This window comes from Streptomyces sp. NPDC088554, assembly GCF_044752945.1.
Lineage (GTDB): Bacteria > Actinomycetota > Actinomycetes > Streptomycetales > Streptomycetaceae > Streptomyces.
Window position 1 is genome coordinate 58,880 of the sequence record NZ_JBIVMF010000016.1, and the last position, 26,974, is coordinate 85,853.

Here is a 26,974-nt window from a genome sequence, read left to right on the forward strand (position 1 = left end):
TCCCGTGCCCATCCTCGAACTCTGCGCCGGATACGGCGGACTGGGGATCGCGGTAGAAGCACTCATCGGCGACAAGGTGACGGTGGTCGCCGAAGTCCACGGAGCAGCGTGCAAGGTGATGTCGTACCGGTTCCCTGACGCCCCGAACATTGGTGACATCAGGTATCAGACATGGACGCCGCTCGTCGGTGAGATCGACACGATCACTGCGGGATTTCCCTGTCAAGACATCAGCAATGCCGGGCGTCGGGAGGGAATCAAGGGTGACCGGTCAAGCGTCTGGTTCAACGTTGCCGAAGCAATACGGATCGTTCGACCGAGATACGCGTTCTTGGAGAACGTCTCAGCACTCCGTAATCGGGGACAAGACGAAGTCCTCGCATCGCTTCACGAGATCGGGTATGACGCGACGTGGACGTCTCTTCGAGCTAGCGAGATCGGCGCCGCCCATCACCGGGACAGATGGTTTTGCGTCGCCACACCTGCCATCTCCGACAGTGTCTGATGGTTATCGAGGACCGGACTTCGCGAAGCGGGATCGGGAAGGATCGGGCGGCGATGACCTGGTCACCGCAGTTGCCCGGCTCTTCCCTCGGGAAAAGGCGGAGCAACTTTTCAAAACCCCGACAGCTAATCTCGCTCGGAATGGCAGCGCGCAGCACCCCGATAAGCGGAAAGCCGGAGGCCACGGGCCGACACTGGAGGATGAGGTCTGCTTCCTTCTGGACGTCGACCCAGATGCCGATCCGGTAGACGGTCCACACACTCCCGCTGAATGGTGGGGTCCGTTCTCCAAAGCCGTTCACCGCTGGGAAGTTCTAATGGGGACTGCGGCACCAGTTCCCATTATGTTCGGCCCTCGTGGTGGGGTGAAGCTGGCCCCGAAGTTTGCGGAATGGCTGATGGGGCTACCGGACGGATGGGTAACCGACGTTCCGGGGCTGACACGGGAAGAACAGATCGGCCGTATCGGCAACGGAGTTGTGCCGATGCAGTCGTTCTTCGCATTCCGATGGTGTCTGGAGCAGAAGGAATTCACAGAGGAGAGCAGTAATGGCTAAGACCCGACTCACCGACTTCACCGGAGCTGAGATCCGGCCGGACAGGGTGGTGGCCTACGCCACCCGCCGCGGGAACCGCGTGCGGATGACGGAGGCCATCGTCATGGAGACCATGAGCGACAAGCGGGCCGGCCGCGTGATCCCGCGGCTGAAGGTCCAGCCGACGGGCCGTGACTCCGGCTTCAGCGCCCGGTCCACCCTTGTCCCGCAGTACGTCAGCGCCGAACACGTCGTCGTCATCGGCGATGCCCTCGACGCCTGACACACCGAACACACCACAGCCCCCGCACACCGACGATGCGGGGGCCTTTCGCAAGGCATTCACGGAGGAGAGACGCATGGCAGAGTTCAAGGTGGGCGACAAGGTGGAGCACCCGACCGGCGGCACGTGCACAGTTCGCTACGGCCCCTACAGGACCCGGTGGAACCCTGATCTGTACCTCCTGGAGATGGCGGACGGTACGCACTTCGACGCAGATGACTTGGAGGTCTCAGCCCCGCTCCCCGCCTTCGCCGTGGGCGACAAGGCGAAGATGGCGGGCGAGACGGAGCCCGTGGAGATCATCGGCGGCCCGTACAAGAACCGGTACCGCGTGTGGTTCGCGGTGAAGGCGGAGGTCGGCGATGCCACGGCGTCCGAGGGCGACCTGACGGCGCTGCCCGCTCCCGACCCCATCAAGGCGGGCGACCGGGTGCGTGTGACGGACGACGATGGCGCACACCAATTCGTCGGCCGAATCGGCAGGGTGGTGAAACTCAACAGCGACGCATCTCGTCTCCCGTATCGCGTTCAGTTCGGCGATGGTCGTGGGTTCCACGGCGAGGAGAACGGGCACTGGAACTGCGTCGCCGTGGAGCGTGTCACCGACACCTACGAGTACGACGGCGTGACGTACGACGTGGACGCGCAGTACCGGGACAGCGACGGCGACGTCTGGTTCTTCAAGCGCATGCCGGACGGGGCGGTACGTGGCGAGTACCGCGCGTCCACGTCGACGTACGAGCCCCACATCGACAACTTCTCGGAAACCCTGGAGACCGCAGCCATCATGCACGGCCCCCTTCTCAAGGTCTGACCTCTCGCCCCCGGCGTCCACGTGGCCCGGGGGCTGAGTGCGTAGGAGAGAGGAGACCCCATGGACGTTACCCCCGCCCTGCGTCGTCGGGACGTGCCCGCCGTAGTGGCTGAGTTCTATCGGAGATACCGCGAAGAGGACCGACTGCCCCACGATGAAGCGGTGGCAAGCGCGGTGGGAGTGACGGTATCTGCGTTTCGCATAATGGATGAATCGTCCGCGGCATACGGCCTTCCGCCCGCCCATCCGGTCACCGGGGATCAAGCACGTAGAGCGCTCGCTTACCACGCCCACTGACACGAGGAGAACCCATGGCAACCGCACAGTACGACACCCGCACGCGCACTGCGGAGGAGACGGTCGTCGTCCTCACACTGACGGAGGACGAGGCGGACGAGTTGCGGCATGTCGTCGGTGCGGCCGACGGTACCCGCACGATGGTGCACATCTTCGGCGCGCTGGGGAAGCCGGCGCAGCCTGCATCCCTGGAGGCTGCGGGAGAGAAGACGTACACCCCTACCGTGTTCACGTATGGCGGCGTGACGTACGAGATGGGCGCGGTATACCGGGACAAGGAGGGTGACCACTTTAAGTTCGAGACACCGCTGAGCCTCACCGACAACACCCCACGTGGGCGGATCGGGAACCGTGAGGGCAGCTCGTTCGGCGGGCCGCGTTGGACGCTCGCGGAGGTGGCGAGCGACTTTGGCCCCCTCACCAAGGTCACTCTGTGAACGTCCACCTCATCGACGACGCCATGGCGCCCGCACTCGGAGACATCCGGACGGCCGGCGAAGGCGACGTGATCTGCATCCGCCCCGCAGCGACGAGCCGGCGGGACTTCCCGCGGTACTGGGAAGCCGTCGGTGTAGCGCTCGTGCGCGGGGCTGCTGTCCGTGTGATGAACCGGGAGGAGAGCTGATGGCGACGAACGGCGCCATCAACGACATGGAGCAGTGGCGCTCCGTAGTGGAGTACCAGAAACGGAAGTCCAACCCCGCCTACCACTGGCGGGACAACCCGAACGTTCCGCGGTACCTGGACGAGTGGCACGAGGACATTCACACCGACGTCCGTGGACCGTACCAGTCGGCAGGGAACGCGCGTCGACAGGCGAGCCGAGACGCGCAGACCCGGGAGCAGGACGGGTGCGGGGGATACGGCATTCCACGTGTCGTGACGTCCCGAGTTGTCCGCGTCTACGTCGAACGCGCCTCGCTTGCGTGGGAGCCGTTCGACGAGCGCGACCCTGAGTCGAAGAAGTGGGGGGTAGTCGCATGACTTACCGAGTGATCCAGACGAAGCCCGCCTTCAAGTACCCCGAGGGCAAGCAGTGGGGGCCGTACGCCGACGAGCTGGACGCGCAGCAGCGTGTGACACTGCTGCGGGAGTTCGACGGCGACGGCGTGATCGAGGACGGCGACTTCGGCGCCCCGTGCGGGACGAACCTCGTCGGCGCCGGCGGACCGGGCGGGGTGAGCGGGAGTGTCTGAGCGGAAGTTCCTCGACTGCGACGGCGACACCTGGACCGAGTACGAGCCGGGCTGGCTGCGGTTGACGGACCGGGCGAACGGCGTTATCCGCCACTTGGGCTGCGTGGCCAGCGTCGAAGACGTCCGTGACGACCACGGCCCTCTCACCGAGATCCGCCCTGACGTTCGCGCGTTGCTGGCGGATGTGTTGGAGGAGATGGCGGATTCCGCGCACCGTTCGCACCTGTGCGCGGATGACGACACCGACTCCGCGATCAACTACCGGATCTACGACTTGTTCAGCACCAAGGCGCGGGAGCTGCGGAAGGAGAGCGCGTGAGCCCTGACGGCCTGACGGGCACAGCAGCCCCCGACACGTACAGGGACGTCCCTGTACCACCCGCCCTCGATGGCGAGTGGAACGGGATGTGCGGCTACTGGTTCCGCCGTGGCGTCGACGAGGCGCAGGCGGTGTGGAAGGTGAAGGAGCGAGTTCTTAGGGTGACGATCTCCGATGACATCACCGATCTTCAGACCGAAATGCGCGAGTGCGGCGGGGAGTGGCCTGACGAGTACAGCACTCGTGAAGTTCGTGACGCACTGGGCGAGGCGGCCAGCCTCGCTCTGGAAGGGAGGCCAGATGGCGAACCCCGCGAAAGCTAAAGGCACTTCCTGGGAGACCACCCTCGTCGCCTACCTTCGCGAGCACCACAACCCCGGCGCCCGTCGCAACGCGCAGATGGGCCGGCTCGACATCGGAGACATCGACGGCTACTACCTCCACGCGACGGAGGCGAAGGCGGAGAAGACCATTACCCTCTCCTCCTACATCGCACAGGCCACCAAGGAGGCCGTCCACGCGGGCCAGCCCTATGGCTGCGCGGTCGTCAAGCGACGGATGAAGGGCGTCGCGGACGGCTACGTCGTGCGCGACGTGGCGACGGACGTGCGGCTGATGAACAGGTTGCGGGACATGGAGGAGGCGTTGCAGGACGTCGGCTTCGACCGCTGGTACGCGCTCGACAAGCAGCACAGGGAGACAGTGTGACCGAGTACATCAGCTTCGCACCGTGGCGGCGTGAAAAGTGGAAGGGGCACCCTTCGAAGAAGGCGGTACGTCAGGCCATCACGTACGACCGGGGGCGCGGGCGACTGACCATCTTCGCCCGGGGCGTCAATGGGAACGGAGAGGTCTTCCTCCTGGAGGTCCCTCCGGCGTGCTGGGCTGAGCAGTTCGGGGAGTCAGTGTGAGACAGGCAGTCATCACGTTCTCAGGAACTCTCACCGTCTACCCCGACGGCGACGAGTACGAGGGCGAGAGCATGACGCTGGGAGAAGCCCACGGGTGGGTCGCCCACGCCATGGCGCGCGGTGACAAGCACGCAGGTAACTACCTGACGTCGGCCGGCGCGGACAGCCTGACGTTCGAGGACTACAACCCGGACGAGTAGCGCAAGTCGACTGACGCAAGTGCCTAGCCCCCGGTGACTTCGGTCCCGGGGGCTGAGTGCGTAGGACCGCACAAGGAGGAAAGATGAAGCTACGCGCAGGGTTTGCAGTGGCGGGGTACGTCGCGGGCGTGATTGCCGCAAACATGATGACGTCGTCGGCTGGCTTGTGGCCGGTGGGATTTGGCCTCATGGCGACGGCGGGGACGGTTTTCGCGGGCGCATCCTTCGTGCTTCGGGACCTTGTCCAGGAGATCGCCGGGCGACGGGTGGCGCTCGCGGCTCTGGCCGTCGCGTGCGCTGTATCCGCGTTTATGGCGACGCCAGCGCTGGCACTGGCGTCCGCCCTGGCGTTCGGCCTGGCGGAACTGCTGGACATGGGCGTATACACCAAGTTGCGCAAGCGGGGATGGGTGCGGGCGGCGGCTGCGTCGAACCTGATCGGGGCCGTCGTCGACACCTTCGTGTTCCTGTGGGTGGCTGGATTTCCGGTGACGATGCTTGCCGTTGGCGGGCAGCTCGTCGGCAAGGGGTGGGCGACTGTGGTTGTCGTGGCACCGGTCCTGACGGCCCGTGTCATCCGCCACGTTCGGAGCCAGCGTGCTGTATCTGACAACGCCGTCCGGGGCTAAGGTTCGCGCTGCCATGGCGGCGGGCTTGCTGGGGTGGATGCAGACGCCCGCACAGGGCAACATCCTGCCCCCAGGCCAGGCATGGGGCGCAGACAACGGTTGCTTCGGTCGCGGGTACCCGGGTGACGAGGGGTATCTGTCCTTCCTTTCAGCTCATGGTGATCGGGCGCGGGATTGCCTCTTTGCGACGGCGCCCGATGTGGTGGGCGATGCAGCAAAGACGATGACAAGGTCACTTCCGTTCCTGCCGGAGATACGTCGACGCGGATACCCGGCGGCGCTCGTCGCGCAGAACGGATTGGAGGCGCTGACTGTTCCGTGGGACGACTTCGACGTCCTGTTCATAGGCGGTGACACGGAGTGGAAGTTGGGAGAGCACGCCCGCGCTCTGACGTCGGAAGCCTGTCGGCGCGGTAAGTGGGTCCATATGGGCCGTGTGAACAGCCTGAAGAGGCTCCGGTACGCACAGTCGATCGGATGCCGGTCTGCGGACGGGACCTACGTCGCGTTCGGTCCTGACGTCAACCTTCCCAAGTGCCTGGAGTGGGTGCGTCGGGTCAACGAGGAAGCGCCTTTGTGGAGCGCTGCATAAGGCACTTACCCATCACGAAAGGAGAGCCGTGCGACTGACCGAGATCCTGGGGCGCCTGAGCGGGGTCGAGGAGGACCACGACGGTTACCTTGCGCTCTGCCCCGCTCACAACGACCGGAACCATCCGAGCTTGAAGCTCACGCTGAAGACGGACGGCATGCTTCTGCTCGTCTGCCGCACAGGCTGCGACCGGACAGAGATCCTTCGGAAGCTCAACCTGACGGCCGCAGACCTCTTCAACGTCGACGGCCAGGGCGTGAAGACCATCAGCGCGAAGGCGCCGGAGTCGATCGGCCCCGGGGAGATCGCCGGCCTGCGGATGTTCGTCGACGAGACGGCCGCAGGCATGCAACACGTCGGCCTGTACGACGCTGACGCTGCCGCGGACTACGTGCTCCGCCGGTTCGGACTCTCGCGCGAGCAGTGCGAGGAGCTGGAGATCGGGTACGCCGCGCCAGGTGACCGGCCGGCGAAGTGGCTTACCCGCGGCTTCACCCGGTACCCCCGCATCACGGTCCCGCTCGTCGGCTTCGACGGCGTGACTCGCGGCATGCAAGGGCGCGACCTCTCCGGCAAGTGCCCCGCCCGGTGGGTCTCACTTGCCAACGTCGAGGGGAGGACGTGGTCGAAGTACGGCGTACTGAACGCCGGCACGGGCTATGACACCATCCTCGTCACGGAGGGACCGGGCGACGGACTGACCTCAGTCGGCGTCGGCTACGACGCGCTCATCATCCGCGGTGCTGGGACCGCGCGGAGCCCCGCCCTCATCGCCGAACTCGTGGAGCATCTTCGTGGCCGTGACGTGGTCCTCGCCTTTGACCCCGACGACGCAGGAACGCGTGGCATCGGCGTGCTGGCGACGGCGCTCATCGAGGACGGAAACGCTCCGCGGCAGTTGGCGTTCCCCACCGCCAAGGAGGACTTGACCGCCTGGCGCGAGCGGACGCCGGGCACCTTCGCGGCGGACCTCCACACCGCCGTCCGTTCCGCGCCCGGCGTGGAGACGGAGCAGCCGAAGACCGTCACCACGCCGACGAAGAAGGAGGCTGACATGCCCGCCACTGACGCCGCCCTGGAATCGATGGACGTCTCCTCGCGTCAGCTCTTCGACAACTCCGACGTGGGTGTTGCGGTCCGTCTCCGTGACTTCATGCAGCGCGACGGTGGGGGAGTGCGCTACGCGCCGGGGCTCGGGTACCTCACATGGGACGGCACCATCTGGACGCCGGGAGAGGCCAAGGTACGTGAGTCCCTCCATCTCATGGGCGCCGAACTGATTGCCTCCGGTGAGGACGCCAACCGTCGACTGGCACTGAAGGCGCTGACCAACCGGTCCATCGACGCAGTGCTGAAAGAACTGCCAAGTGTGCCGGGCGTGCCGGCGAAGGCTGCGGACTTCGACGCCAATCACGAGCTGCTGTCCGTGGAGAACGGCACCGTCAATCTCCGCACTGGGGAGCTTCACCCACACCGCCCGTCAGACATGATCACCAAGCGGCTGGACGTCGCCTACCACCCTGACGCGCCCGCGGAGAGATGGAACCGATTCCTGATGGAGGTGTTCCCCGGGCGCCCGGAGATGCCGGAATTCATGCGGCGGCTCGTTGGGTACGGCATCACGGGAAGCACGTCGGAGCACGCGTTCGCGTTCCTTCACGGGCAGGGGAGTAACGGGAAGTCGGCGTTCCTGGACGCACTGATTCACGTCTTCAAGGGCGTCACTCAGGCAACGCAGTTCTCCACCTTCGAGAAGTCCGTCACCGTCGGCCAGGCGTCGCCGGAGCTGGCTTCCCTCCGGGGCGCGCGGCTCGTGACGGCGTCGGAGACCGAGAAGTACAGCCGCCTGGCGGAGGCCCTCGTCAAGCAGCTCACGGGGGGCGACCCGATCACGTGTCGGTTCCTGAACCAGAACCCGTTCACCTACGTGCCGAGCTTCCTTCTCCTCGTCGCCGGGAACTTCAAGCCGGCGATCCTGTCTCAGGATGAGGGGACGTGGCGACGGGTCAAGCTGATCCCCTTCGACGCCACGTTCTCCTACGCGCTGGGCAACAAGGATGTGGCACTTCCCGCCAAGCTCCGTGCGGAGGCGGAAGGCATCCTCGCGTGGGCCGTGGCCGGCTCCGTGGAGTGGCACGCGACCGGGCTGGGTGAGCCGACGTCCGTCACCACCGCCACTCGGGACTACCGGGAGTCGGAAGACAGGCTCGCGGAGTTCATCGCCGCTCGTCTCGTCGTGGAGGACGGCGCCCGTGTCGCCCCCATGGCTGTTCGCCGTGCGTACGCGGAGTGGGCGGAGGACGCGGGGCTGAGCCGGAAGGAAGTGCTCTCCGGCTGGGCTCTCGGTGTGGAGCTGGAGAGCCGCGGGTTCACCAAGGAGAAGGTCCGGAGTCGGTGGGGGTTCGACGGCATCCGGCTCATGACCGACGACGAGCGGGAGAGCGCAAGTCGACTTGCGCAAGGCGCTGACGACGAGCCCACGGATGAGCCCATTGACGGACCGACGGACATCTTCGGGCAGCAGAAGGAGGACGCAGCATGATCACCCACAGCTTCCCCGTGCTGGGACAGCAAATCCCCGTACACGTCCCGACGTCGGCCGACGACTTCCGGGCGTTCCAGCGGTACATCATGAGTCGAGCCAACGCTGGGGAGCGGGTTGCCTTCGACACGGAGACGACCGGGCTCGCGACGTTCTCCCGCGACTTCCGTGTCCGAACTGCTCAGTTCGGCACCCCGGATCAGGCGTGGGTCCTCCAGGTGGAGCGGGGGGAGGAGCTTCAGCGGCTCGCTTCGTGGGCGCTGCGGACGCTGCCCGCGATCAGCATGCAGAACAGGAACTTCGACTCGTTGGCGGTCGACAGGCACTTGCCTGACATCACGCTGGAGGAGCTGGCTCCAAAGACGATCGACACCTACATCCTGAGCCATCTTTCCGACCCGAGACGTCGCGACCAAGGGGGCGTTGGGAACGGCCTGAAGGATGCCTCTGCCCACTACGTCGACCCGTCCGCGCCGGACACGGCCGCCGGGCTGTACGACGAGTTCCACAGGATCGGCCACACCAAAGACACCGGGTGGAGGCACATCGACATCACCAATCCGTTGTACCTGAGCTACGCCGGCGGGGACGTGATCCTGACGAGCCGCCTCCTGCCGAAGCTGGAACAGCGCGTCAAGGAGCTGGGGATCAACCCCAGCTTGATCCCCTTCGAGCACGCCGTGGGCTACGTCTGCGCGCTGATTGAGCGCCGCGGGATGCGGATCAGCCGTGAGTACACGACGCAGCTCTCCGCAGAGCTGGCCGACGAGTCCGCGCGGTGGGCATTGGAGGCCAAGAAGTACGGCGTGGAGAACATCAACAGCACCCGCCAAGTGTCTGCGGCACTGCTGGGCATGGGGGAGGTTATCAAGGAGCGCACCGCCGGCGGGGCCGTCCAGGTCGACGGCAACGTCCTGAAGCGTCTGGCCGACGTCGACAAGCAGTGGGACCCGATTGGCTCCCGCACGCCGAACCCCCTGGCCATGGCGATCCTTCGGTCCAAGCGTGCGTCGAAGTGGCGCACCTCGTACGCGGAGGCGATGCTGCGGACGGCGGACGAGAACGATCGGGTGCACCCGAAGATCGGCGCACTGGCCGCGCGCACGGCTCGTATGTCCATCTCCGACCCGCCGTTCCAGCAGCTCCCATCCGGCAAGTGGGAGGTACGCCACGCCATCCGGGCCGACGACGGACACCGGATGATCTCCGTCGACTACTCGTCCGTCGAGCCGCGCGTCATGGCTGCGCTGTCCGGCGACGAAAGGATGACGGCCGCCATCCTCCGGGGCGACGACCTGCACAACCTGACCGCGCAATCGATCTATGGTCCGGGCTTCACGCCTGGACAACGGAAGGTCGCCAAAGTCACTCAACTGTCCGTTGCGTACGGGGGAGGTGTGTCGACGATTGCAGCTCAGACCGGGCTGACGGAGGCGGAGGCAAGTAGCGCGAAGAAGGGCTACAAGCGGACCTATCCGCGGCTCGCCCGGTACATCCGCAGCCTGCAAGCGCAAGTCATCCGTGACGGGTACACCCTCCGCACGCCGTCGGGCCGGCGCCTGGTCTTCGACCGGGACGCCGCGTACGCCTCGTTCAACGGGGAGATCCAGTCGACGGCACGCGACATCTTCGCTCAGGGTCTGCTGGAGATCCATGAGCGCGGGCTTGCCTCCCACGTCCTGCTTCCGGTCCATGACGAGATCGTCGCAGACGCCACTGACAACGACGCTGAGGAAGTGGCGCGGGAGATCGGGGAGGCAATGACGATGTCCCTCCGCGGAATCCCGCTGGGTACCGATCCCGACGTCGGCGGGCACTCGTGGGGTTCGCTGTACATGAAGAAGGCGGACACCATGATCGCGAATGACTCGTGGTACGCGGCGCATCCCGGCGCCGCGGAGGCGGCCGAGAAGGCGCGAGCGTGAGGCGTCCGCCAACTCCCTTCCAGAGAAGCTCAGTTGCTCGCAGGGTGGCGGGAATCCGTCCCATCGCCCGGCGGGCGGTTCGTCGCCCCACGCGTATCTCGCCCCTTCTGCGGCCCCCCGAGCCCCCTCACGGACCGTCACGTAGTGACTGTCTGCGACTGTGGGAGGAGCTGGAATGGTGGTCATGTACCTACTGCGACGCTCCATTTGGCGAAATGGTTGTAGCGGAGGTTGACCATATTCGCCCACTTGCGAAGGGTGGCCTTCACATCTGGGTCAACCTGACGCCCGCCTGCCGGGAGTGCAACCGGGCTAAGGGCGACACGGACATGACGGATTGGCTGGGTGTTCTTGCTGGTCAGTTGGATACGGAGTGTCAAACTCCGGTCACCTAGCGGAGTCGACGCGCCCCGGCGGGGGGATGACTAAATCTTCACAAGGTCACGAATCGGTTACGACCGATTCTGTCCCATGAGTTGGGCCGCACTGCATAACCGCAGGTGAGCATTGGCCGACCCGCATAAGTACGACTAACACTCCGAAGTTGCAGGGCGGATAAAACGCCTTGAATCGGTACCTAGCGGCGCCGCGATCCGGCCACACATCGATTGCCCATGGAGGGGTAGTGACCTACAGTCCTGAACACGCCACAGACGGAGATCATCTTTCGGGCCTTCTGGACTCGCTGCAAGGCGAGTTGGAGGAGGTCCGGAGGCTGCTCGACATCTATGGCGACGCAGTGACCATGCCGGGCCGACGGCCTGATGTGGACGCAGACGGTACCGGCCGCCGCACATCCAACGGCCCATCCCGCCCGACAGAGATCACGGCCCTGGACGGGGCGCGTGAAGCTCTCCACCTAGAACTCCACACCGGCGCCGCGCAGTTGGCATACGCCGTGGCGTATGTGCGAGGCGTTGCCGTATCCATGGACCGCGCCCTCCTTCAATGGGAGGGAGAAGACGAGGTCCTCGATCACCATCGGGGGATGACGCCGTGACCACCATCATGACCGGGCCGCAGTCGACGGCCGACGAGAGGGAAGATCTAGCGGAGCTGGCCGGTCTCTACGGTGCACTCCTCGCGTACAGTCCCGGGCTCAACTGGGCTGACGCCAATGACGTCTACTGCGCGGCCGGCTGGGAGAAGTGCTCCCTGGCGGCGGCCGACATCGCCATCGCTGACGCGCTGGGCATCGACGTTCAGTACCTCACCAAGTAGTGCAAGTCGACTTGCGCGGGTTGCTCGCCTTCCTTATTGAACCATGAACCTCTGGCCATGGGTTAGGGCTGCCTAAATATCGGCTCCTACGTGTGGCTCAGGTCACAAAGGTCTCGCGTCACAAACGCCAGCTACCCCCACATAACTAGGTCACGCCAGTCACTCACAGAGGGAGAACGAATGACCGCCACGAAGGTTACGGACGAACTCATTACCGCCGCGCAGGGCGGGGACGGCGACGCCGTGTGGCAGATCGTCAGCGAGTACGACGGGGTGATCCGCCACCTCATCCGCAAGGTCGCCCCCACCGCTGGCGTGGACGACGCGGAGGATCTCCTCCAGGAGGCCAGGGCCACGCTCATTCAGCACATGCGGGACTACGACACGTCGATCTCCGCGGCCTCCCTGTCGACGTACGCGCACCGCGCGCTGCACCGGGCCATCGCGAAGGCGTGGGTGGAGGCGACGACTTCCCTCTCCGTGGACTCCTCGACGGCGCTCACCGTGAAGCGCGCGCTCTGGCAGACGGAGGGGGACGTCGAAGGGGCGTGGATGATCGTCGGGTCGAGCGCGGACCCCCGCCGGCGCATGAGCCGCGAACTGTTCGTCGCGACGATCGAGGCGCTGACCGCCGCCGTGTCGATGGACGCCTCTGTTGGTGCCGCGAAGGGGGACGGTCACGTGGCCGTTGCTGACATCCTTCCTGACGCCTCGTCCGACTTCACGGACCCCACCGAGCGACGGGACCTGGCCCGCTACCTCCTCCGCGAGATCCCGCAGCGCCAGTCCCTCGCGCTCCGCGCTTTCTACGGCATCAACATGACGCCGACCCCGGACGCCGACGTCGCCGCCGACATGGGCGTCAAGCCCACCGCCCTCCGGAAGTTGCGCAGCAACGGCCTGACGAGCGCCCGCAAGGTGGCGGCCTCCCAGGAACTCGTAGCGTGAGTCACTCACATATCGATGAAAGGAAGCCCATGTCCCGACTCCCCTCCCTTGACGAGTACGACGTCCAGGGCGTTCGCCTGACCGACGCCGCCCTGTGGGGCGACGACGTACGGTACGCCGTCGAAGAGCTGACGGACCGCAGCCCGTATGGGTTGGCCTTCGACCTGCCCGAGTAGCGCAAGTCGACTTGCGCTACTTCAGCGATAGGGGTTGTGCAGTACGGCCAATCCATGTCATAGTCGAGTCACGCCAGGGACTCACGGAGGGTCCGGCAGGGGAGGACATCATGGAGCTGACCACGATCGAGATCATCGGCACCCGCACTCGCGTTGAGATGGTCTTCGATCGGGCGGTGCGGACCGTCCCCAGCCTGTCGTACGACCCGGTCACCCGCGCCTTCACTGAAGGCGTGCGTGGTGAGTACTACGCGACCGCTCACATCGCCTTCGTCGGGCGCGAAGTCGACGGATCGTGGACGCTGTTCACCACCGACGGGGCGCCGATCAAGTCGGGCCTGAACAACAAGGTGTCGGCGTGGGCGGCTGCTCGCCGACACTTCGGGCCCGTGATCATCGCGTAGCCGAAACGCCCTTCGGGGCGTCGTCCGGAGTGTCTACCGGGCCTGATGAGGCAGACGAGGGAGGCCAGTGTGTCGAACGACTTCCGAGAGACGAAGCTCCGCATCTTCGGCGTGGAGCGCATCGTTCGCACCGAGCGCGCGGGCAGCGTGAAGCAACTCGAAGCGGCGCATATGAAGGCCGTCAAGGCTGCCATCGACAACGGCCGTCAGGCCAAGCTGGACGCAGAGTACGCCGACATGGTGTCCGCAGCACAAGAGCCCGTGGCCGACAGGGAGGGGTTCCCCGGATCGGGTGAGCGCTCCCGTCGGCGTGCGCTTGAGAATGCGGAAATGTGGCACCACACGTACGGCACGGCGAAGCCCGTAAAGGCGATATCGAGTGCCTATGTCGGCGCGCGCAAGGGCTTCCCGAAGGCTTCGTGCGGCAAGCCCATCCCGGAATACCTCGTCGAAATCGCCCCCGGACACTACGCCACAGCGGAGGCCGCGCAGTCCTTGGGCGCGGAAGAACTGTCCGACGAGGTTCTTCCCGGGCTGGAGCTGCGTCGGTATGGGAAGAAGTGGGTCCTCTGCCACGTCCTCTCTGTCACCGAGGAGCGCCCGAATGTCCACCTTGGCCCCGTGTTCAAGACACGGGAACGGGCACGCGAGGTAGCGCTGACCGAGATGGTGCATCTGGACTGGACGCGCAGCATGGAAGAACTGATGGCCGATCCGGCGGCCGGTCCTACGGTGCGACTTATCAAGTGGCGTGAGTTCGTCGCGGCCTCCAAGCGCAACGACTGGGCTGAAGACAAGGTGCGCGAGGCAGAAGCGGAGCTTGCGGCCCTGGCGCACACGCTTGCTGCGTAGCCGAAACGCCCTCCGGGGCGTCCGCGGGGACTGGCCTACCCGCGCTGATGAGGCAGGCCGTAGGAGGAGAAGTGAAGGTTCGCATGACGTTCACCGTCGACGTCGACCCGGAGCAGTGGTGCGAGCAGTTCGGCGTAGCAACGCACGCAGAGGTGAGGGACGACGTCCGCAGCTACTACCTGAACCAGCTTCAACAGTCGCCGCGCACGCTCGACGTTCAGGCCACCGTCGTGGCCACCGCCAAGTAACACCCGCCCCGCATAGGTAAGCCCAGACGGCACCCCCAGTGCCAGGGCGCGCGGTTCGAATCCGCGGCGGGGCACGCAACGACCAGCAAGCAGGAGGACGAGATGGCGATCCGCATCCCTCGTAATGCGAAGTGGGTGTTCTACGCAAGTGAGACCAAATCTCGCGAGGACGGTACGAAGTACGCCGGACGTGAGCAGCGCTCCACCACCTTCCGTGAGGCGCGAGAGTTTCTTGACGATCTCGGTGTTCCGGGGAACGTCTCCGTCTGGCGGGCGTCAAATAACCTCACCGACGCCTACGCAACTAGGGCCGCCGACGGCTCATGGACGTCGCTCAACCGGCTTACGGGTCAGTGGGAGCCACTCGCCTAGCACCACCGCCCCGGACAGGCAGTCAGGCGAGTGCGAGTCTCGCCCGGGGCACTCGAAGCACCCACGCTCTACATGGGAGAGCCCATGATCCCCACTGACATCACGGCCCTTCAGCTCCGGCCGGACGACACCCTGTGCGGCATGGACGGCGTCCCGTTCGCCATCGTGTCGACGGTCGACGTGACCGCAAGCCGTGTGTGGGCGACGACGAAGATCCTGGACCGGTCGACGTCCTGGTTCCCGGTGGAGTTCCTGCCGGACGACATCGTGACCGTGCTCCGTCCGGAGGAGACGACGGTCCTCTCCATCCTGGCCGGCGACATCGTGAAGGGTGACCTCCTGTGCACTCCGGCGCGGACTCCGTACGGTCGCGTTGCTGAGGTCATCGCGAGCCCCGGCGACGTGTGGGTGTCGGCGTACACCGTGAACGAGGTGAACCCTCAGTGGTTCCCGGTGACGTTCCAGGCCGCGGACACGGCGCTCGTGCAGCGCGAGGCACTGGCACACACTGGACGGCCCTCCAAGATCCCCCTCCGTGCCGCTGCTGCCACTGCCGCAGTCACCACGGCACTGGCCCTCTCTGTCGCCCTGGCGCAGCAGGGGGAGGAGACGCCCACGACGGCCCCCTCCGCGTCGCCCGTCCGCACGCTGAAGCCGTACCTCCCGGAGCCGCGCGTCTCATCCCTGACGTCGCGCCAGGGCACGCGCGCCGCCCTGCCCGTCCGGGAGGAGATCGCCAAGCCGTCTGCCACTCCGACAACGTGGCGCCCGATCCCCGTTCCGCCAGCAGACATCCGGATCAGCTTCTACCAGGACTGCACGGGCCACGCTCAGGAGTGCATCGATGCGGGGGAGCTGACCATGTACGGCGGGCGGATCCTGGCCGGTCACAACTACCTGGGCTACCAGTGGCTCTCCCGTATCCCCGTCGGCCGCACGGTGCGCGTCCTCTACGGGCCCCTGGAGGGGACTTACAAGGTGTACGGGCACCTCCGGCTCAGCCGGCAGGGCGGAGCGATCCCGTCGTTCGGCGGGGCGGACCTTGTCCTTCAGACGTGCGAGGGGAGCGGGACAGGGTTCTCGTTGGCCCGCCGGGTGAAGTAACGCAAGTCGACTTACGCATCCATGTTGTGCAGTACGGCCCAACTATGCGATAGTCGAGTCACGCAAGGGACTGATGGAGGAGAAGAAAATGATCCACAACGCGCTGACCACGCAGGCTGACCCCGAGGGCTACAAGCTCCCCAAGGCGGCGGTCAATCTGATCACCACGGCGGCGCTGGCTCAGTGGACCACCGGTTGGCAGTGGGGTGTGGACAGTGGCGACCACCTGTTCGTCAAGGTTCACATGCTGGACCCCGACAGCACCGAGTACCTTATATACACGTGGCACTCGCGCGGCACGGGGACGCTCCGCCTCTCGTCGAAGCTGCTGCGGAAGCGGACCGGCGCCCCGTGGGGCGAGGGTCCGAGCCTGAAGGGCGCGGTGTTCCGCATCCGTGAGGTGGCCGACCAGCGAAGCTAGTTGGCGCCCCTATCGGAGCCCCTGTCAATTGCGGAGACAGGGGCTCCACCTACATCACGGCCCACGCACACTCAAGAGGAGCCATGTCCACCACACGCACCCCCTGGCACATCAGAGTTGCCCGGAAGCATGGCCAGACCGCCGTCCTATACGCCGCCTTGGCGCTCTCTGCTCCCGGTGAGTACCAACTCGCCTTGATAGCCGGCTGGGGCACGTCCGTCGCATGGCTGATGCCTGCCGTGATGTCGCTGTATGCGGCCATCGGCGCGAGCGTCGCGAAGGCGCAGAAGACGGCCGCTCGTCTAGCGGCCGGAACGCCGCTGGAGGCGGATGCTAAACGCCGTTCCCGTACCGCAACGACCGGCGCGCTCATCGCGCTGGCCATGGCGACAGCAGCACAGATCACAGAACACGTCATTGCAGCGTCGGCCGTTGGTCCAACACTCTGGGTTATCGTCGTTGTGTCTGCGGTTCCGCCCATTGTGGCGGCCCACGTGCTCCACATTGATCCTCCCGTCGGCGTTTCCGACGTGGAGCAGCTTGAGGCATCCGCACATGAGCCGCAGGAGGCCGCTGGAGAGCCTACGGAGGATCCGAAGGGCCAACTCCCCGCTCCGCCGGTGGAAGTTCCGTACGTTCCGGTTCTCGCCTCCTACGCCGATGCTGCCGACGCGTTCGGAGTGGCGGAGCCGACCGTCCGCGGAGCCGCCAACGACGGCCGGCTGAAGAAGTACCCGGGGCCGACGGCCAACACGGTCCGCGTCGACATGAAGCAGTGCCACGATGTGTTCGGAAAGACTCGTCGACCCGTGGGCACGTGAGGAGAGATGATGAGGTTCGAGATCGAAGACGAATCGGGCAACCGGCTGGCGGTGTCATACAACGACGGACGCACGCCGGACGGGCTGATCAGCGTCGTGACGACGTCGCGCGCGGACGCCACTCCCGCGCAGGCTCGCGCCGTGGCTGCCGCCCTCTTCCGTGCTGCCGACGAGGCGGAGTGGGCCGCCTCCGGGGGAGTGCCGCAACGTCCGGAGAACCAAGAAGAGGAGATCGATCCTTACCCCATCGTGACGGCTGTAGAGATGCGCTCGGGAGACGTGCTGAACGATAAGGTGCACATCGTCGCTGAGAAGATGTGGATGGCTGGCGGCTTCGTCAACGTTCGGTGGACGTCCGGAGGTGACCATTGGACGAACACCTACCAATCCGAAGACCGGATCAGTCTTATCCGACGTGGACCCTTGAGCCCGAATCTATAAGAGTCACCCGACCCCCTGTCTCAGACGAGGCAGGGGGTTTCGTGCGTTCTGGCCCGTCCGCGGACCGACGTCGGCCACAATGGACCCATGGCATCCTCCACGACGACACCCTCCCCGCCCCGGACGATCTGCGGTGACTGCTTCGGCACCGGCCGAACGGCGAACGACTACCGAGACCCTCACTGCCCGCTCTGCGCCGGCCCGGACACCATGGAGTGCTCCGCGTGCGACGGTACGGGCACGGTGCCAGACCTCTACGCCGATCTGCCGCACCTCTGAACCGCGACAGAGCCCCCACCGATCTGATGGGGGCTCTGCGCGTTGGGCGTCAGATTAGGCGACGTCGCCTGTCTTCACCGCACCCACGAACGCGCTCCAGGCGCCCCCAGGGATGACGAGAGCGGGTCCGGTGGGGTTCTTGGAGTCGCGCACGGGCATGACGGCCGAGAGGCCGTGAGCGACCTCCAGGCAGTTGTTCCCGCCGTCGCTGTACGACGACTTCGTCCACGCGAGTACGCCGTGGACGGACGCGTTGATGTGAGTCATAGGGTGTCCTTCAGTTCTGCGATGAGGTCGGCCGATTCGCTGAACGGCCGTGCGCTCGCCCGGAGGCGTTCGTACGCAAGGCCGTACCGCGATACTTCCGCAGGATCCTCCACATACAAGGACGACGTCATGCCCTCAACCAGGACAACGTCCAGTCCCGTGGTGTCGGAAAATCCGATCACTGAGAACGATCCCGCCATCCCGGGGTGCGGTGTGGCGCTCAGCGGGAGCACCTGTATGGATACATGCGGAAGTTCAGAGAGGTCCAGCAGCTTCTGTAGCTGATCCTTCATCGCGCGGGCGCCCGAGATCGTCGTACGGAGTGCGGCCTCGTGGATGATCGCCCACAACTCCAGCGGCTCCGGTCTCGTCAGTACCGACTGGCGTGCCATGCGGACTTCGACGAGGGCGTTCACGTGGTCGGCCGTCGACGTCATGTTGATGGCGTCGATCGTTGCGCGGGCGTAGGCGGATGTCTGGAGCAAGCCCGGAATAAGCGACGTCTGAAAGACGCGCATCGACCTGGCGTCAGCCTCCAGGCTGATCAGGTCCGCGTACTCCGGCGAGATGACATCCCGGTACGTCTGCCACCATCCGCGCTTGCCGCCATCCTTGGCGAGGGTGTGAAGGGCCGCTCGCTTCGCGACGTCAACCCCGCCGTACAGATCCAGTATCCCGTCAAGATCAGACGGTTTGACGTTGATACGAGCTGTCTCGATGCGGCTCAGTTTGGTTGCTGTCAGATCTGCGCGCAGCGCGACTTCATCCAGCGTCAGTGGCACCGATTCACGCATCCGTCGCAGCTCAGACCCGAGTCGTCGACGCCGGACTGTTGGATCAGCCATTACCCCTCCTCACCTCGTCGGTACATCGTTCCACAAAGGGGATGGACGTAGGAGCATGCCGAGCAATTTTGCTCTTTAGTGAAGTCCTCTTGCGCTATGCCTGCGGTGGGGTCACACTAGCAGTGCCAATCCGCACACGGCGAGTGAAAGTGGGCGGAGGCACAGGAATGTCCCGGCGACCGCTTGGGGCGGTCCCGGGACGTGGACGACGCTTCGAAGGAGCGATCGACGTGAACCACCTTACTGAATACCGACAGAGGCATATGACGCCTCCGGTGCACCTGATGGAGCCGGCCGTCCATAAGGCGCCCGAGCCCGCCCCCGGATGCGACGTCTGCGGGGCGCTGGCGAAGCAGTGGAAGCAGGCAACGGACGCGACGAGTCCCGCCTATGACCTCTCGCACGCGCTGGACCTGGCGATCGAGATCGGCCGGCACCCGCACAAGAAGGGGCGGCGCTCGTGACAACCACGATCAAGGCCATCAACGCTCGCGTGCAGGCCATATACCGACTGCGGCTTGCACACGTCGAAGAATGCGAGCCGTGCAGCCTCAACGCGCCCTGCGCCGATGGTGCGGAGCTTTTGCGTCGCTGGCGTGAAGGAGTGAAAGAGTCCCGCGCGGAGCGGGAGCGGCTGTACTCGCTGAAGTCCTCCTGACAGCTCCGTCCGTGCTTGCCTCCCCCAGTCGGCACGGACGGAGCGCTGAACCCCCGCGCGCGCTCCCGACGGGCCTGCGCGGGGAAGGGGCGGCGGGGACGCTGCTGCTGGTGAGGTCGGCCAGTGGCGTCCCCGTCCGCTCGAAGCCCCGGTCACTCTCCCCATGGAGTGGCCGGGGCTTTCGCGTGCACAGGCCCCTGGGCTAGAGTCAGGTAGCAAGACAACCGGTTCTTCCGGTCCGATCACTACCTGAAGATGGGCTCGGTCGACGGGCTCCCCGGACCGACGGACGCCTGGATCACTCTGGCCGGGCTGGCGCGCGAGACCAAGCGGATCCGGCTGGGCACCCTGATGACCGCGGGGACGTTCCGGCTGCCGGGTGTGCTGGCCATCCAGGTCGCGCAGGTCGACCAGATGTCCGGCGGCCGGATCGAGCTGGGCCTCGGGGCGGGCTGGTTCGAGGAGGAGCACAAGGCGTACGGAATCCCCTTCCCCCGGGAGAAGTTCGGCAGGCTGGAGGAGCAGCTGGCCATCGTGACCGGGCTGTGGGCCACCGAGGTCGGCGAGACCTTCACCTACGACGGCACGTATTACCAGCTGACCGACTCGCCCGCGCTGCCCAAGCCCGCGCAGCGCAAGGTGCCGGTCCTGATCGGCGGGGGCGGCGCGAAGCGCACCCCGAGGCTCACCGCACAGTACGCGGACGAGTTCAATATGCCGTTCGCCTCGATCGAGGACACCGAGCGGCAGTTCGGCCGGGTGCGGGCCGCCGCAGAGACGGCCGGGCGCACGGCGGACGATCTCGTGTACTCGAACGCGCTGATCGTCTGTGTCGGCAAGGACGACGCGGAGGTGGCCCGGCGGGCCGCGGCCATCGGACGGGAGGTGGACGAGCTGAAGGAGAACGGGCTCGCGGGCTCGCCCGCCGAGGTCGTCGACAAGATCGGACGTTACGGTGCCGTCGGCGCGTCCCGGATCTATCTCCAGGTGATGGACCTGGACGACCTCGACCATCTGGAGCTGGTCTCCGCCCAGGTCCAGTCCCAGCTGGGCTGAGGGGTGCCGGTGCGCCGGCACCTGTAAGACTGGTTTCCCCCGGGCCCGTCCCGGATTTCCCTGGTTCCTGACCGCAGGAGCAACCGAACCGGAGCACTGGAGCAGCCGTGAAGCCCGTCCGTACACTCGCCGCAGCCCTCGCCGAGGAGACCGTCGTCCTCGACGGCGGCCTCTCCAACCAGCTCGCGTCCCAGGGCTGCGATCTGTCCGACTCCCTCTGGTCGGCCAGGCTCCTGGTCGACAGCCCGGAGCAGATCGAGGCGGCCCACGCGGCGTATGTACGGGCGGGCGCACAGGTGCTCATCACCTCCAGCTACCAGGCGACCTACGAGGGCTTCGCCCAGCGCGGGATGGACCGGGAGAAGGCGGGCGAGCTGCTGGTCCGCAGTGTGGAGCTGGCGCGGTCGGCGGGTGCGGCGGGGGAGCGGGAGGTATGGGTGGCCGCTTCGGTCGGTCCGTACGGCGCGATGCTCGCGGACGGCAGCGAGTACCGGGGGCGGTACGGACTGTCGGTGGCCGAGCTGGAGCGTTTCCATCGGCCCCGGATCGAGACCCTGGCCTCGGCCGGTCCCGATGTGCTGGCCCTGGAGACCGTGCCGGACAGCGATGAGGCGCAGGCGCTGCTGCGGGCCGCCGACGGCTGTGGGGTGCCGGTCTGGCTCTCGTACTCCATCGCGGGCGAGTACACCCGGGCCGGACAGCCGCTGGCCGAGGCGTTCGCGCTGGCCGCGGGGAACGACCAGGTGATCGCGGTGGGCGTCAACTGCTGCGAGCCCGGGGACACGGACCGCGCCGTCGAGATAGCCGCCGAGGTGACGGGCAAGCCCGTCGTCGTCTACCCGAACAGCGGCGAGGAGTGGGACGCGACCGCCCGGGGCTGGCGCGGTGAACCCGCCTTCGACCCGACCAGGGTGCGGTCCTGGCAGGCCGCCGGAGCGCGACTGGTCGGCGGCTGCTGTCGGGTGGGCCCGAGCGAGATCGGGACGCTCGCCGCCCTGACCACGGGAGGTCGCGGGTAAAACCCCTCGTGGCGGCGGGCGAGGGGAGCGATACTCGACCGGGTGTTCCTGACGATCAGTACGACCGGTACCCCAGAACGTCCCGCGACCGACCTCGGATTCCTGCTGCACAAGCATCCTGATCGGGCGCAGACGTTCTCCACGTCGCATGGCACCGCCCATGTGCTCTACCCCGAGGCGACCGCCGAGCGCTGTACGGCGGCGCTGCTGCTGGAGATCGATCCGGTGGCACTGGTCCGCAGGGGCAAGGGGAAGGGCCGGGGAGGCGCGCCCGACGCGACGCTCGCGCAGTATGTCAACGACCGTCCCTACGCGGCCTCCTCGCTGCTCGCGGTCGCGCTCAGCACGGTCTTCGGGAGCGCGCTGAGCGGTGTCTGCAAGGCGCTTCCCGAGCGCGCGGCGAGCCCGCTGCCGCTGCGGATCGAGATCCCCGCCGTGCCCGCGAGGGGCGGCGCCGACCTGGTCCGCGCGCTGTTCGGGCCGCTGGGCTGGGCAGCGGAGGTCACACCGGTGGCGCTGGACGAGCAGTTCCCGCAGTGGGGCGACTCGCGCCATGTGGGGCTCGTCCTGGAGGACGAGCTGCGGCTCGCGGACGCGCTGCGCCAGCTGTATGTCCTGCTGCCGGTGCTCGACGACGCCAAGCACTACTGGGTGTCGCCCACGGATGCGACCGGGTGTGCTGCGGTGCGATCGACCGGGCGGTGGCCAGGGACTCGAAGGCCGACCGGCGCTGACCGGTGCGCAGTTGGGCACGGGCCAGCTCGATGTGGAAGCCGGACCGGCGCTCGCGCGGCATCGAGGCTGGCGGTGCCCACTCGCGGGCGATGTCGAGCGCGCGGTTGTTGTGATCCCCGTCGAGGCTCACGGCGAGGCTCACCTCGTGGATGTGGATACGGACGGAGTCCGGCCCGAATGCCGTCCCGCAGTAAACTTCTTCGGGAACCCGTTCAGCCAAGATGCCGGCCTCCGCGATGTGCGCATCGGCTGCACCCGCATCGTTCGCCCGGCCCGCGACGACAGCCGCGCGCATGTGGAGCGCGCCAAGCGCGGCGGCACCCGCCGTATCGTCAGGGCTGGGGCACGCGTCGATGGCCGTCTCCAGCGCCCGCAGCCCCAGCACGTAGGACCGGGCCGCCAGGAATACCTCCGTCTGGACGTACGCAGCTACAGCGATGAGCAGCGGGTCCTCGGCCTGGTCGCTGGCCCATCGCATCACGTCGATCAGGCGCGCGGACAGGTCGTGCGAGCCCGCCTTGTACGTCACGGCGTCCGCCGAGCGAGCAGCCCGTACCAGCAGGCGTACCGCCCGAGCCCGCCCCTCCGTATCGGCCGTGTGCACGGCGTGCAGCAGGTCCGCGATCAGCTCGGGCGCTCCGGCGGCGAGGCGGCTGTACTGGGCCGCCAGGCGCTGGCTCTTGGCGGACGCTACCGCAGCGTGCAGCGCATCGAGCGGTCGGCCTGGCCGCCCCTCCGTGCCGATGTCGTACCCGGCGATAGCCACCGACAGCCGAGGCAGTGCGACCTGCACGCGCTCGGACATGCGCCCCTGGCCACCCGTCACCAGCCGCGAGGGATCGGTGCCGAGCGCGTCGGCGAGCGCGTCGAGAGTGCGGTCACTCGGGGTGCGGGCACCGCGCTCGATACTGCGGATCATCGCGAGCGAGACACCCGAGATCCGCGAGAGATCCGCCTGCGTCATACGGCGGGCCCGGCGGTGGGTGGCGATGCGGTGACCGATGTGCGGACGGTCGGAGGCCATGCGTGCTCCTCAGGACAGGCTGCTCGCACCGTACCCGTACGAGTGCGTGGAGACCTGGAGAACTTTCGTCGTGGTACCCCCCCCGAAAAGTGTCAGCGCACGATGCCCAGCAGCTGGTGGAGGTCGTCGATTCGCCAGTCCGCCTCGGCGGCTTCCGGGGTGTCAGCCCAGAGGTATCCCCATGGGCCGCGGCGCAGATGCGCGGTGCGCAGTCCGGCCGCACGAGCCGGGGCGATGTCATTCGCTGGATGGTCACCGACGTACAGCGTCTCGTGCGACGGTGTGCCTGCGGCGTCCAGGACGCGGGCGAAGAAAGCGTGCGACGGCTTCGCGACGCCCCACTCGCCTGAGGTGGCGATGAGATCGGCGGGCAGATCGAGCGCGCGCAGCAGTTCGCCCGCTCGGGCCGTCTGGTTGCCTGCGATCACCACGCGGACACCGCATTCCTGGAGAGCCGCGAGCGCTGATCGGACGTCCGGGTACAGGTCGCTGTCATCCAGCTGCTCGCCGCGCCCGGTGACCTCCCGCGCCGCGTACTCCGCAGCGATGTCGAGGCCGGGTTTGATCAAGCGGAGGGCGTCCGAGTTGTCCCGGCCCTGCGCGACGACGGCACCGACGAGCGCGGCGACCGTATGCCTGGGCGCCCTCAGCCAGTCCGCCCAGGACGCCCAGTACCGGTCATCGCGGACCAGCGTCTCGCCGACATCGAAGACCACCGCACGAATCATGGCGGCGATTGTATGGCTATTGCGATACGCGACCGAGGAGCAGCCGGACATGACGATGCGCCCCCGCCCTCCCGGAGGAGGGCAGGGGCTTGGTGCGTCATTCGGCTGGTGTCGGTGGTGAGCCGTTGAGTGCGACGTCTACGCGGTCGACCGCATCTCGCAGGGACGCGCCCGAGTTGGGGGGGAGTTCGTGTTCCACTGCGGTGAGTCGGTCCCCGATCCCGTCCAGGCGCAACATCACCCCCTTGCGCTCGGGGACTCCGGGACGCTCGTCGACGCTGTTCCAGTCAGTGATGAAGTCGTCGACCGTACCGATGGTGCGGCCAAGGCGGCGGGCTATGCGCCATGCCAGTCCCAGCAGTACGCCGAACAGCGGCCCGGCGCAGTGGAGTTGATGCGGCTGCTCAATGTCCCCGACCCGCTGGCGGGCGCCACCGTCGGGGTGGACCCGCTCGGCCGGGCGCGCGCCGAGTTCGATGCCCGGCGTGCCAGGAAGCGCCAGGAGCTGGGGTGGGACCGGGGGCGACGGGGACGGCTGGGAGGAGGAGCCGTCGTACGAGTTCACCCCACCCCGCAAGGGGCTGCGCTCCTGGTGGCGGGGGGGGGTCGCCCCGGCCACCGAGGCCCCGCCCGCGCCCGCCCCGGTGCCGCGGCAGCCGTGCGCCGGCCCACGATCTGCCCGCACTGTCCGATCCCGGTCGCCTTCGACCGGTCCCGGCTGGTCGCCCTCGACTCCAACTGCGACTGGGCCCGCGAGAAGCGGCGGCTGTGCGACGCCGTACTGGACCGCGAACTGTTCATGGTGGGCGGGGAGGAGGCGCGGGGGTACGGCGCCGGGGCGTCACCGTCCCCGGAGGTCCGGGCGGCCAACGCCGCCGCGCTCTACCGGTGGGCGGTCCGGCACTGACGCGCCCCCCGGGTCAGCCGTCGGCTCGCCACCGTACTGCCCCGGCTGAGCGAGGCGTCGGGGCCGGTGGGCCGGGCGGCGGTCGGGCAGATCCTGGAGGCGGAGCGGGGTCCGTTGCTGACCGACGAGGTCTGGCTGGCGCTGCACCGGGCGGCCCGCCGCGACGGTACGTCCGAACCGCCGGGGACCGCCCATGACACCGGCCGGGTGTACGGGCCGCCGAAGGGATACCTGCCGCGTACGGAACCCCGCCCGGAGTCCCGTACTCAGGAGCCCCGTACCCGGGGGCGGTTCGTACCGCCCTCCGCCGTGTCGCCCTCGGTCTTCCGGGACGACCACGGGACGGGGGGCAATGTCCGGATGGTCCTGATCGGCTTCGCCGGCCTGATCCCGGCCATCGTCGCGGCCCTGGTCGTGGTGGTGCTGACGATGTGATCGAGTCACGATGGGGGCATGGGATTTCATGTCGACTCCGAGACCGGCCGCCTCGGCCGCGTCATACTGCACCGCCCCGATCTCGAACTGAAGAGGCTCACCCCGGGCAACAAGGACGCGTTGCTCTTCGACGATGTGCTCTGGGTACGCCGCGCACAGGAGGAACACGACGCGTTCGCCGGGGTGCTGAGGGAGAGAGGGGTGCAGGTCCATCTCTTCGGCGATCTCCTGCGCGAGTCGCTGGAGATCCCGGAGGCGCGCGGGCTCGTACTGGACCGGGTCTTCGACGAGAAGGCGTACGGGCCGCTCGCCACCAACCACCTTCGGGAGATCTTCGACGGACTGTCCGCGGCCGAGCTGGAGGAGGCGCTGGTCGGCGGGATGACCAAGCGTGAGTTCCTGGAGCGGCACGCGGAGCCGACCTCGGTGCGCTTCCATGTGATGGGGCTCGACGACTTCCTGCTCGACCCGCTGCCCAACCACCTCTTCACCCGCGACACCTCCGCCTGGATCTATGACGGGGTGTCCATCAACGCCATGCGCTGGCCGGCCCGGCAGCGCGAGACCGTGCACTTCGAGGCGATCTACAAGCACCATCCCCTCTTCGCCGGATCCGGCGCCCCGGCCGGGGACTTCCACCACTGGTCGGAGGGGCAGGACGACTACCCCTCCACCATCGAGGGCGGCGATGTGCTGGTCATCGGCGGGGGCGCCGTACTGATCGGGATGAGCGAGCGCACCACCCCGCAGGCGGTGGAGATGCTGGCGCGCGGGCTGTTCGCGGCCGGTTCCGCCACCACGATCGTGGCGCTCGACATGCCCAAGCGCCGGGCGTTCATGCATCTCGACACGGTGATGACGATGGTCGACGGTGCCACGTTCACGCAGTACGCGGGGCTCGGCATGCTCCGCTCGTACACCATCGAACCCGGCGGTGACGGCCTGGAGCTGAAGGTCACGGACCATCCGCCGGAGCATATGCACCGGGCCATCGCGGCGGCCCTGGGGCGGCCGGAGATCCGCGTGCTGACCGCCACCCAGGACGTGCACTCGGCGGCGCGCGAGCAGTGGGACGACGGCTGCAACGTCCTGGCCGTCGAGCCGGGGGTGGTCGTCGCGTACGAACGCAACGTCACCACCAACACGTATCTGCGCGAGCAGGGCATCGAGGTGATCGAGATCCCGGGCAGCGAGCTGGGCCGGGGCCGGGGCGGGCCGCGCTGTATGAGCTGTCCGGTGGAGCGGGCGGCTGTGGAGTAGAGCGG

41 protein-coding genes, 2 other RNA genes and 3 pseudogenes are annotated in these 26,974 nt (G+C 67.1%); 40 read left to right on the forward strand and 6 right to left on the reverse strand.

What is annotated here, in order from left to right:
• Positions 1-4 precede the first annotated feature (4 nt).
• From ACIP8W_RS19920 to ACIP8W_RS20005, 18 genes are all read left to right on the forward strand, one after another.
• Positions 5-505 (forward strand): DNA cytosine methyltransferase, encoded by a 501-nt coding sequence (locus tag ACIP8W_RS19920; RefSeq protein ID WP_402203937.1) that lies wholly within the window; start codon positions 5-7, stop codon positions 503-505.
• A complete protein-coding gene (locus ACIP8W_RS19925) occupies positions 498-1,061 on the forward strand; it encodes a DNA (cytosine-5-)-methyltransferase (RefSeq protein ID WP_402203939.1) in 564 nt (187 codons plus the stop codon). Before ACIP8W_RS19920 ends, ACIP8W_RS19925 begins: the two co-directional genes overlap by 8 nt.
• Complete coding sequence (locus tag ACIP8W_RS19930; protein WP_402203941.1) at positions 1,054-1,323, forward strand: hypothetical protein; 270 nt, start codon at positions 1,054-1,056, stop codon at positions 1,321-1,323. Before ACIP8W_RS19925 ends, ACIP8W_RS19930 begins: the two co-directional genes overlap by 8 nt.
• Positions 1,324-1,399: 76 nt before the next feature.
• Positions 1,400-2,137 (forward strand): phiSA1p31-related protein, encoded by a 738-nt coding sequence (locus tag ACIP8W_RS19935; RefSeq protein ID WP_402203943.1) that lies wholly within the window; start codon positions 1,400-1,402, stop codon positions 2,135-2,137.
• A 311-nt stretch (positions 2,138-2,448) separates the two neighbouring features.
• Complete coding sequence (locus tag ACIP8W_RS19940) at positions 2,449-2,871, forward strand: phiSA1p31-related protein (RefSeq protein ID WP_402203945.1); 423 nt, start codon at positions 2,449-2,451, stop codon at positions 2,869-2,871.
• Positions 2,868-3,059, forward strand: coding sequence for a hypothetical protein (locus ACIP8W_RS19945; protein WP_402203946.1), 192 nt, complete (start codon positions 2,868-2,870; stop codon positions 3,057-3,059). The genes ACIP8W_RS19940 and ACIP8W_RS19945 overlap by 4 nt, the downstream gene beginning before the upstream one ends.
• Positions 3,059-3,418 carry a hypothetical protein gene (locus ACIP8W_RS19950; RefSeq protein WP_402203948.1) on the forward strand — a complete coding sequence of 120 codons (360 nt, stop codon included), beginning with the start codon at positions 3,059-3,061 and terminating at the stop codon, positions 3,416-3,418. The genes ACIP8W_RS19945 and ACIP8W_RS19950 overlap by 1 nt, the downstream gene beginning before the upstream one ends.
• Entirely contained in the window at positions 3,415-3,630 is a 216-nt protein-coding gene (locus ACIP8W_RS19955) for a hypothetical protein (protein WP_402203950.1), read from the forward strand. Before ACIP8W_RS19950 ends, ACIP8W_RS19955 begins: the two co-directional genes overlap by 4 nt.
• Positions 3,623-3,949: a hypothetical protein gene (locus tag ACIP8W_RS19960; RefSeq protein ID WP_402203952.1), complete on the forward strand. Its 327-nt coding sequence runs from the start codon at positions 3,623-3,625 to the stop codon at positions 3,947-3,949. Before ACIP8W_RS19955 ends, ACIP8W_RS19960 begins: the two co-directional genes overlap by 8 nt.
• Entirely contained in the window at positions 3,946-4,272 is a 327-nt protein-coding gene (locus ACIP8W_RS19965; RefSeq protein WP_402203954.1) for a hypothetical protein, read from the forward strand. Before ACIP8W_RS19960 ends, ACIP8W_RS19965 begins: the two co-directional genes overlap by 4 nt.
• The gene (locus tag ACIP8W_RS19970; RefSeq protein ID WP_402203955.1) at positions 4,250-4,657 is read left to right on the forward strand and encodes a hypothetical protein; all 408 of its coding nucleotides are present in this window, start codon (positions 4,250-4,252) and stop codon (positions 4,655-4,657) included. The genes ACIP8W_RS19965 and ACIP8W_RS19970 overlap by 23 nt, the downstream gene beginning before the upstream one ends.
• On the forward strand, positions 4,654-4,860 hold the full coding sequence (locus ACIP8W_RS19975) for a hypothetical protein (RefSeq protein ID WP_402203957.1): 207 nt from the start codon (positions 4,654-4,656) through the stop codon (positions 4,858-4,860). The genes ACIP8W_RS19970 and ACIP8W_RS19975 overlap by 4 nt, the downstream gene beginning before the upstream one ends.
• Positions 4,857-5,060, forward strand: a complete 204-nt coding sequence (locus ACIP8W_RS19980; protein ID WP_402203958.1) for a hypothetical protein — start codon at positions 4,857-4,859, stop codon at positions 5,058-5,060. Before ACIP8W_RS19975 ends, ACIP8W_RS19980 begins: the two co-directional genes overlap by 4 nt.
• Before the next feature lie 83 nt (positions 5,061-5,143).
• Positions 5,144-5,689, forward strand: a complete 546-nt coding sequence (locus ACIP8W_RS19985) for a VUT family protein (RefSeq protein WP_402203960.1) — start codon at positions 5,144-5,146, stop codon at positions 5,687-5,689.
• Positions 5,658-6,281: a hypothetical protein gene (locus ACIP8W_RS19990; protein ID WP_402203961.1), complete on the forward strand. Its 624-nt coding sequence runs from the start codon at positions 5,658-5,660 to the stop codon at positions 6,279-6,281. Before ACIP8W_RS19985 ends, ACIP8W_RS19990 begins: the two co-directional genes overlap by 32 nt.
• A 28-nt stretch (positions 6,282-6,309) precedes the next feature.
• On the forward strand, positions 6,310-8,823 hold the full coding sequence (locus ACIP8W_RS19995) for a phage/plasmid primase, P4 family (RefSeq protein WP_402203963.1): 2,514 nt from the start codon (positions 6,310-6,312) through the stop codon (positions 8,821-8,823).
• Positions 8,820-10,748, forward strand: a complete 1,929-nt coding sequence (locus tag ACIP8W_RS20000; protein ID WP_402203965.1) for a DNA polymerase — start codon at positions 8,820-8,822, stop codon at positions 10,746-10,748. Before ACIP8W_RS19995 ends, ACIP8W_RS20000 begins: the two co-directional genes overlap by 4 nt.
• 44 nt (positions 10,749-10,792) lie before the next feature.
• A complete protein-coding gene (locus ACIP8W_RS20005) occupies positions 10,793-11,143 on the forward strand; it encodes an HNH endonuclease (protein ID WP_402203967.1) in 351 nt (116 codons plus the stop codon).
• Positions 11,144-11,607: 464 nt separating this feature from the next.
• On the opposite strand, the gene ACIP8W_RS20010 is transcribed toward ACIP8W_RS20005, so the two are convergent.
• Positions 11,608-11,730, reverse strand: a complete 123-nt coding sequence (locus ACIP8W_RS20010) for a hypothetical protein (RefSeq protein ID WP_402203969.1) — start codon at positions 11,728-11,730, stop codon at positions 11,608-11,610.
• 14 nt (positions 11,731-11,744) lie between these two features.
• Between ACIP8W_RS20010 and ACIP8W_RS20015 the strand changes: the two genes are divergently transcribed.
• From ACIP8W_RS20015 to ACIP8W_RS20080, 14 genes are all read left to right on the forward strand, one after another.
• Positions 11,745-11,969 carry a hypothetical protein gene (locus ACIP8W_RS20015; RefSeq protein ID WP_402203971.1) on the forward strand — a complete coding sequence of 75 codons (225 nt, stop codon included), beginning with the start codon at positions 11,745-11,747 and terminating at the stop codon, positions 11,967-11,969.
• A 180-nt stretch (positions 11,970-12,149) separates the two neighbouring features.
• Positions 12,150-12,917 (forward strand): RNA polymerase sigma factor, encoded by a 768-nt coding sequence (locus ACIP8W_RS20020; RefSeq protein ID WP_402203973.1) that lies wholly within the window; start codon positions 12,150-12,152, stop codon positions 12,915-12,917.
• 29 nt (positions 12,918-12,946) lie between these two features.
• The gene (locus ACIP8W_RS20025) at positions 12,947-13,093 is read left to right on the forward strand and encodes a hypothetical protein (RefSeq protein WP_402203975.1); all 147 of its coding nucleotides are present in this window, start codon (positions 12,947-12,949) and stop codon (positions 13,091-13,093) included.
• A gap of 110 nt (positions 13,094-13,203) precedes the next feature.
• Positions 13,204-13,497, forward strand: coding sequence for a hypothetical protein (locus ACIP8W_RS20030; protein ID WP_402203977.1), 294 nt, complete (start codon positions 13,204-13,206; stop codon positions 13,495-13,497).
• An RNA gene (locus ACIP8W_RS20035) (hammerhead ribozyme type II) lies at positions 13,496-13,557 on the forward strand. Before ACIP8W_RS20030 ends, ACIP8W_RS20035 begins: the two co-directional genes overlap by 2 nt.
• A gap of 9 nt (positions 13,558-13,566) precedes the next feature.
• A complete protein-coding gene (locus ACIP8W_RS20040; protein ID WP_402203979.1) occupies positions 13,567-14,349 on the forward strand; it encodes a hypothetical protein in 783 nt (260 codons plus the stop codon).
• Positions 14,348-14,411: hammerhead ribozyme type II (locus ACIP8W_RS20045), an RNA gene on the forward strand. The genes ACIP8W_RS20040 and ACIP8W_RS20045 overlap by 2 nt, the downstream gene beginning before the upstream one ends.
• Before the next feature lie 9 nt (positions 14,412-14,420).
• Positions 14,421-14,597 (forward strand): hypothetical protein, encoded by a 177-nt coding sequence (locus ACIP8W_RS20050; protein ID WP_402203980.1) that lies wholly within the window; start codon positions 14,421-14,423, stop codon positions 14,595-14,597.
• Positions 14,598-14,699: 102 nt separating this feature from the next.
• The gene (locus ACIP8W_RS20055) at positions 14,700-14,969 is read left to right on the forward strand and encodes a hypothetical protein (RefSeq protein WP_402203982.1); all 270 of its coding nucleotides are present in this window, start codon (positions 14,700-14,702) and stop codon (positions 14,967-14,969) included.
• A gap of 84 nt (positions 14,970-15,053) precedes the next feature.
• Positions 15,054-16,073 carry a hypothetical protein gene (locus tag ACIP8W_RS20060; protein WP_402203984.1) on the forward strand — a complete coding sequence of 340 codons (1,020 nt, stop codon included), beginning with the start codon at positions 15,054-15,056 and terminating at the stop codon, positions 16,071-16,073.
• Between the two features lie 73 nt (positions 16,074-16,146).
• Positions 16,147-16,494: a hypothetical protein gene (locus tag ACIP8W_RS20065; RefSeq protein WP_402203986.1), complete on the forward strand. Its 348-nt coding sequence runs from the start codon at positions 16,147-16,149 to the stop codon at positions 16,492-16,494.
• A gap of 83 nt (positions 16,495-16,577) precedes the next feature.
• Positions 16,578-17,315: a hypothetical protein gene (locus ACIP8W_RS20070; protein WP_402203988.1), complete on the forward strand. Its 738-nt coding sequence runs from the start codon at positions 16,578-16,580 to the stop codon at positions 17,313-17,315.
• Between the two features lie 6 nt (positions 17,316-17,321).
• Entirely contained in the window at positions 17,322-17,756 is a 435-nt protein-coding gene (locus ACIP8W_RS20075) for a hypothetical protein (protein ID WP_402203989.1), read from the forward strand.
• An 87-nt stretch (positions 17,757-17,843) separates the two neighbouring features.
• On the forward strand, positions 17,844-18,035 hold the full coding sequence (locus ACIP8W_RS20080; protein ID WP_402203991.1) for a hypothetical protein: 192 nt from the start codon (positions 17,844-17,846) through the stop codon (positions 18,033-18,035).
• Between the two features lie 54 nt (positions 18,036-18,089).
• On the opposite strand, the gene ACIP8W_RS20085 is transcribed toward ACIP8W_RS20080, so the two are convergent.
• Both ACIP8W_RS20085 and ACIP8W_RS20090 read right to left on the reverse strand, forming a co-directional pair.
• Positions 18,090-18,302: a DUF397 domain-containing protein gene (locus ACIP8W_RS20085; protein ID WP_402203993.1), complete on the reverse strand. Its 213-nt coding sequence runs from the start codon at positions 18,300-18,302 to the stop codon at positions 18,090-18,092.
• On the reverse strand, positions 18,299-19,147 hold the full coding sequence (locus ACIP8W_RS20090; protein WP_402203995.1) for a helix-turn-helix domain-containing protein: 849 nt from the start codon (positions 19,145-19,147) through the stop codon (positions 18,299-18,301). Before ACIP8W_RS20090 ends, ACIP8W_RS20085 begins: the two co-directional genes overlap by 4 nt.
• A 230-nt stretch (positions 19,148-19,377) precedes the next feature.
• Here ACIP8W_RS20090 and ACIP8W_RS20095 point away from each other — a divergent pair, with 230 nt between their 5' ends.
• The 5 genes and pseudogenes from ACIP8W_RS20095 to ACIP8W_RS20115 all read left to right on the forward strand — a co-directional run.
• Entirely contained in the window at positions 19,378-19,611 is a 234-nt protein-coding gene (locus tag ACIP8W_RS20095) for a hypothetical protein (RefSeq protein WP_402203997.1), read from the forward strand.
• Complete coding sequence (locus tag ACIP8W_RS20100) at positions 19,608-19,805, forward strand: hypothetical protein (protein WP_402203999.1); 198 nt, start codon at positions 19,608-19,610, stop codon at positions 19,803-19,805. Before ACIP8W_RS20095 ends, ACIP8W_RS20100 begins: the two co-directional genes overlap by 4 nt.
• Before the next feature lie 228 nt (positions 19,806-20,033).
• Positions 20,034-20,861, forward strand: a pseudogene (locus tag ACIP8W_RS20105) (LLM class F420-dependent oxidoreductase); the annotation flags it as partial.
• Positions 20,862-20,968: 107 nt separating this feature from the next.
• Entirely contained in the window at positions 20,969-21,880 is a 912-nt protein-coding gene (gene mmuM / locus ACIP8W_RS20110) for a homocysteine S-methyltransferase (protein WP_402204001.1), read from the forward strand.
• A gap of 42 nt (positions 21,881-21,922) precedes the next feature.
• Positions 21,923-22,546: pseudogene (locus tag ACIP8W_RS20115) on the forward strand (3' terminal RNA ribose 2'-O-methyltransferase Hen1); the annotation flags it as partial.
• A 910-nt stretch (positions 22,547-23,456) separates the two neighbouring features.
• Here the strand turns inward: ACIP8W_RS20115 and ACIP8W_RS20120 are convergent.
• From ACIP8W_RS20120 to ACIP8W_RS20130, 3 genes and pseudogenes are all read right to left on the reverse strand, one after another.
• Positions 23,457-23,639: pseudogene (locus ACIP8W_RS20120) on the reverse strand (helix-turn-helix domain-containing protein); the annotation flags it as partial.
• A 92-nt stretch (positions 23,640-23,731) separates the two neighbouring features.
• Complete coding sequence (locus ACIP8W_RS20125; protein ID WP_401955979.1) at positions 23,732-24,367, reverse strand: HAD family hydrolase; 636 nt, start codon at positions 24,365-24,367, stop codon at positions 23,732-23,734.
• A gap of 97 nt (positions 24,368-24,464) precedes the next feature.
• Entirely contained in the window at positions 24,465-24,944 is a 480-nt protein-coding gene (locus ACIP8W_RS20130; RefSeq protein WP_401955978.1) for a hypothetical protein, read from the reverse strand.
• An 81-nt stretch (positions 24,945-25,025) separates the two neighbouring features.
• On the opposite strand from ACIP8W_RS20130, the gene ACIP8W_RS20135 reads away from it, so the two are divergent.
• The 3 genes from ACIP8W_RS20135 (at position 25,026) to ACIP8W_RS20145 (ending at position 26,969) form a co-directional block, all read left to right on the forward strand.
• Positions 25,026-25,274, forward strand: coding sequence for a hypothetical protein (locus ACIP8W_RS20135; protein ID WP_402204003.1), 249 nt, complete (start codon positions 25,026-25,028; stop codon positions 25,272-25,274).
• A 66-nt stretch (positions 25,275-25,340) separates the two neighbouring features.
• Positions 25,341-25,709, forward strand: coding sequence for a hypothetical protein (locus tag ACIP8W_RS20140; RefSeq protein ID WP_402204005.1), 369 nt, complete (start codon positions 25,341-25,343; stop codon positions 25,707-25,709).
• A gap of 18 nt (positions 25,710-25,727) precedes the next feature.
• Positions 25,728-26,969 (forward strand): arginine deiminase, encoded by a 1,242-nt coding sequence (locus ACIP8W_RS20145; RefSeq protein WP_401955975.1) that lies wholly within the window; start codon positions 25,728-25,730, stop codon positions 26,967-26,969.
• Positions 26,970-26,974 lie beyond the last annotated feature (5 nt).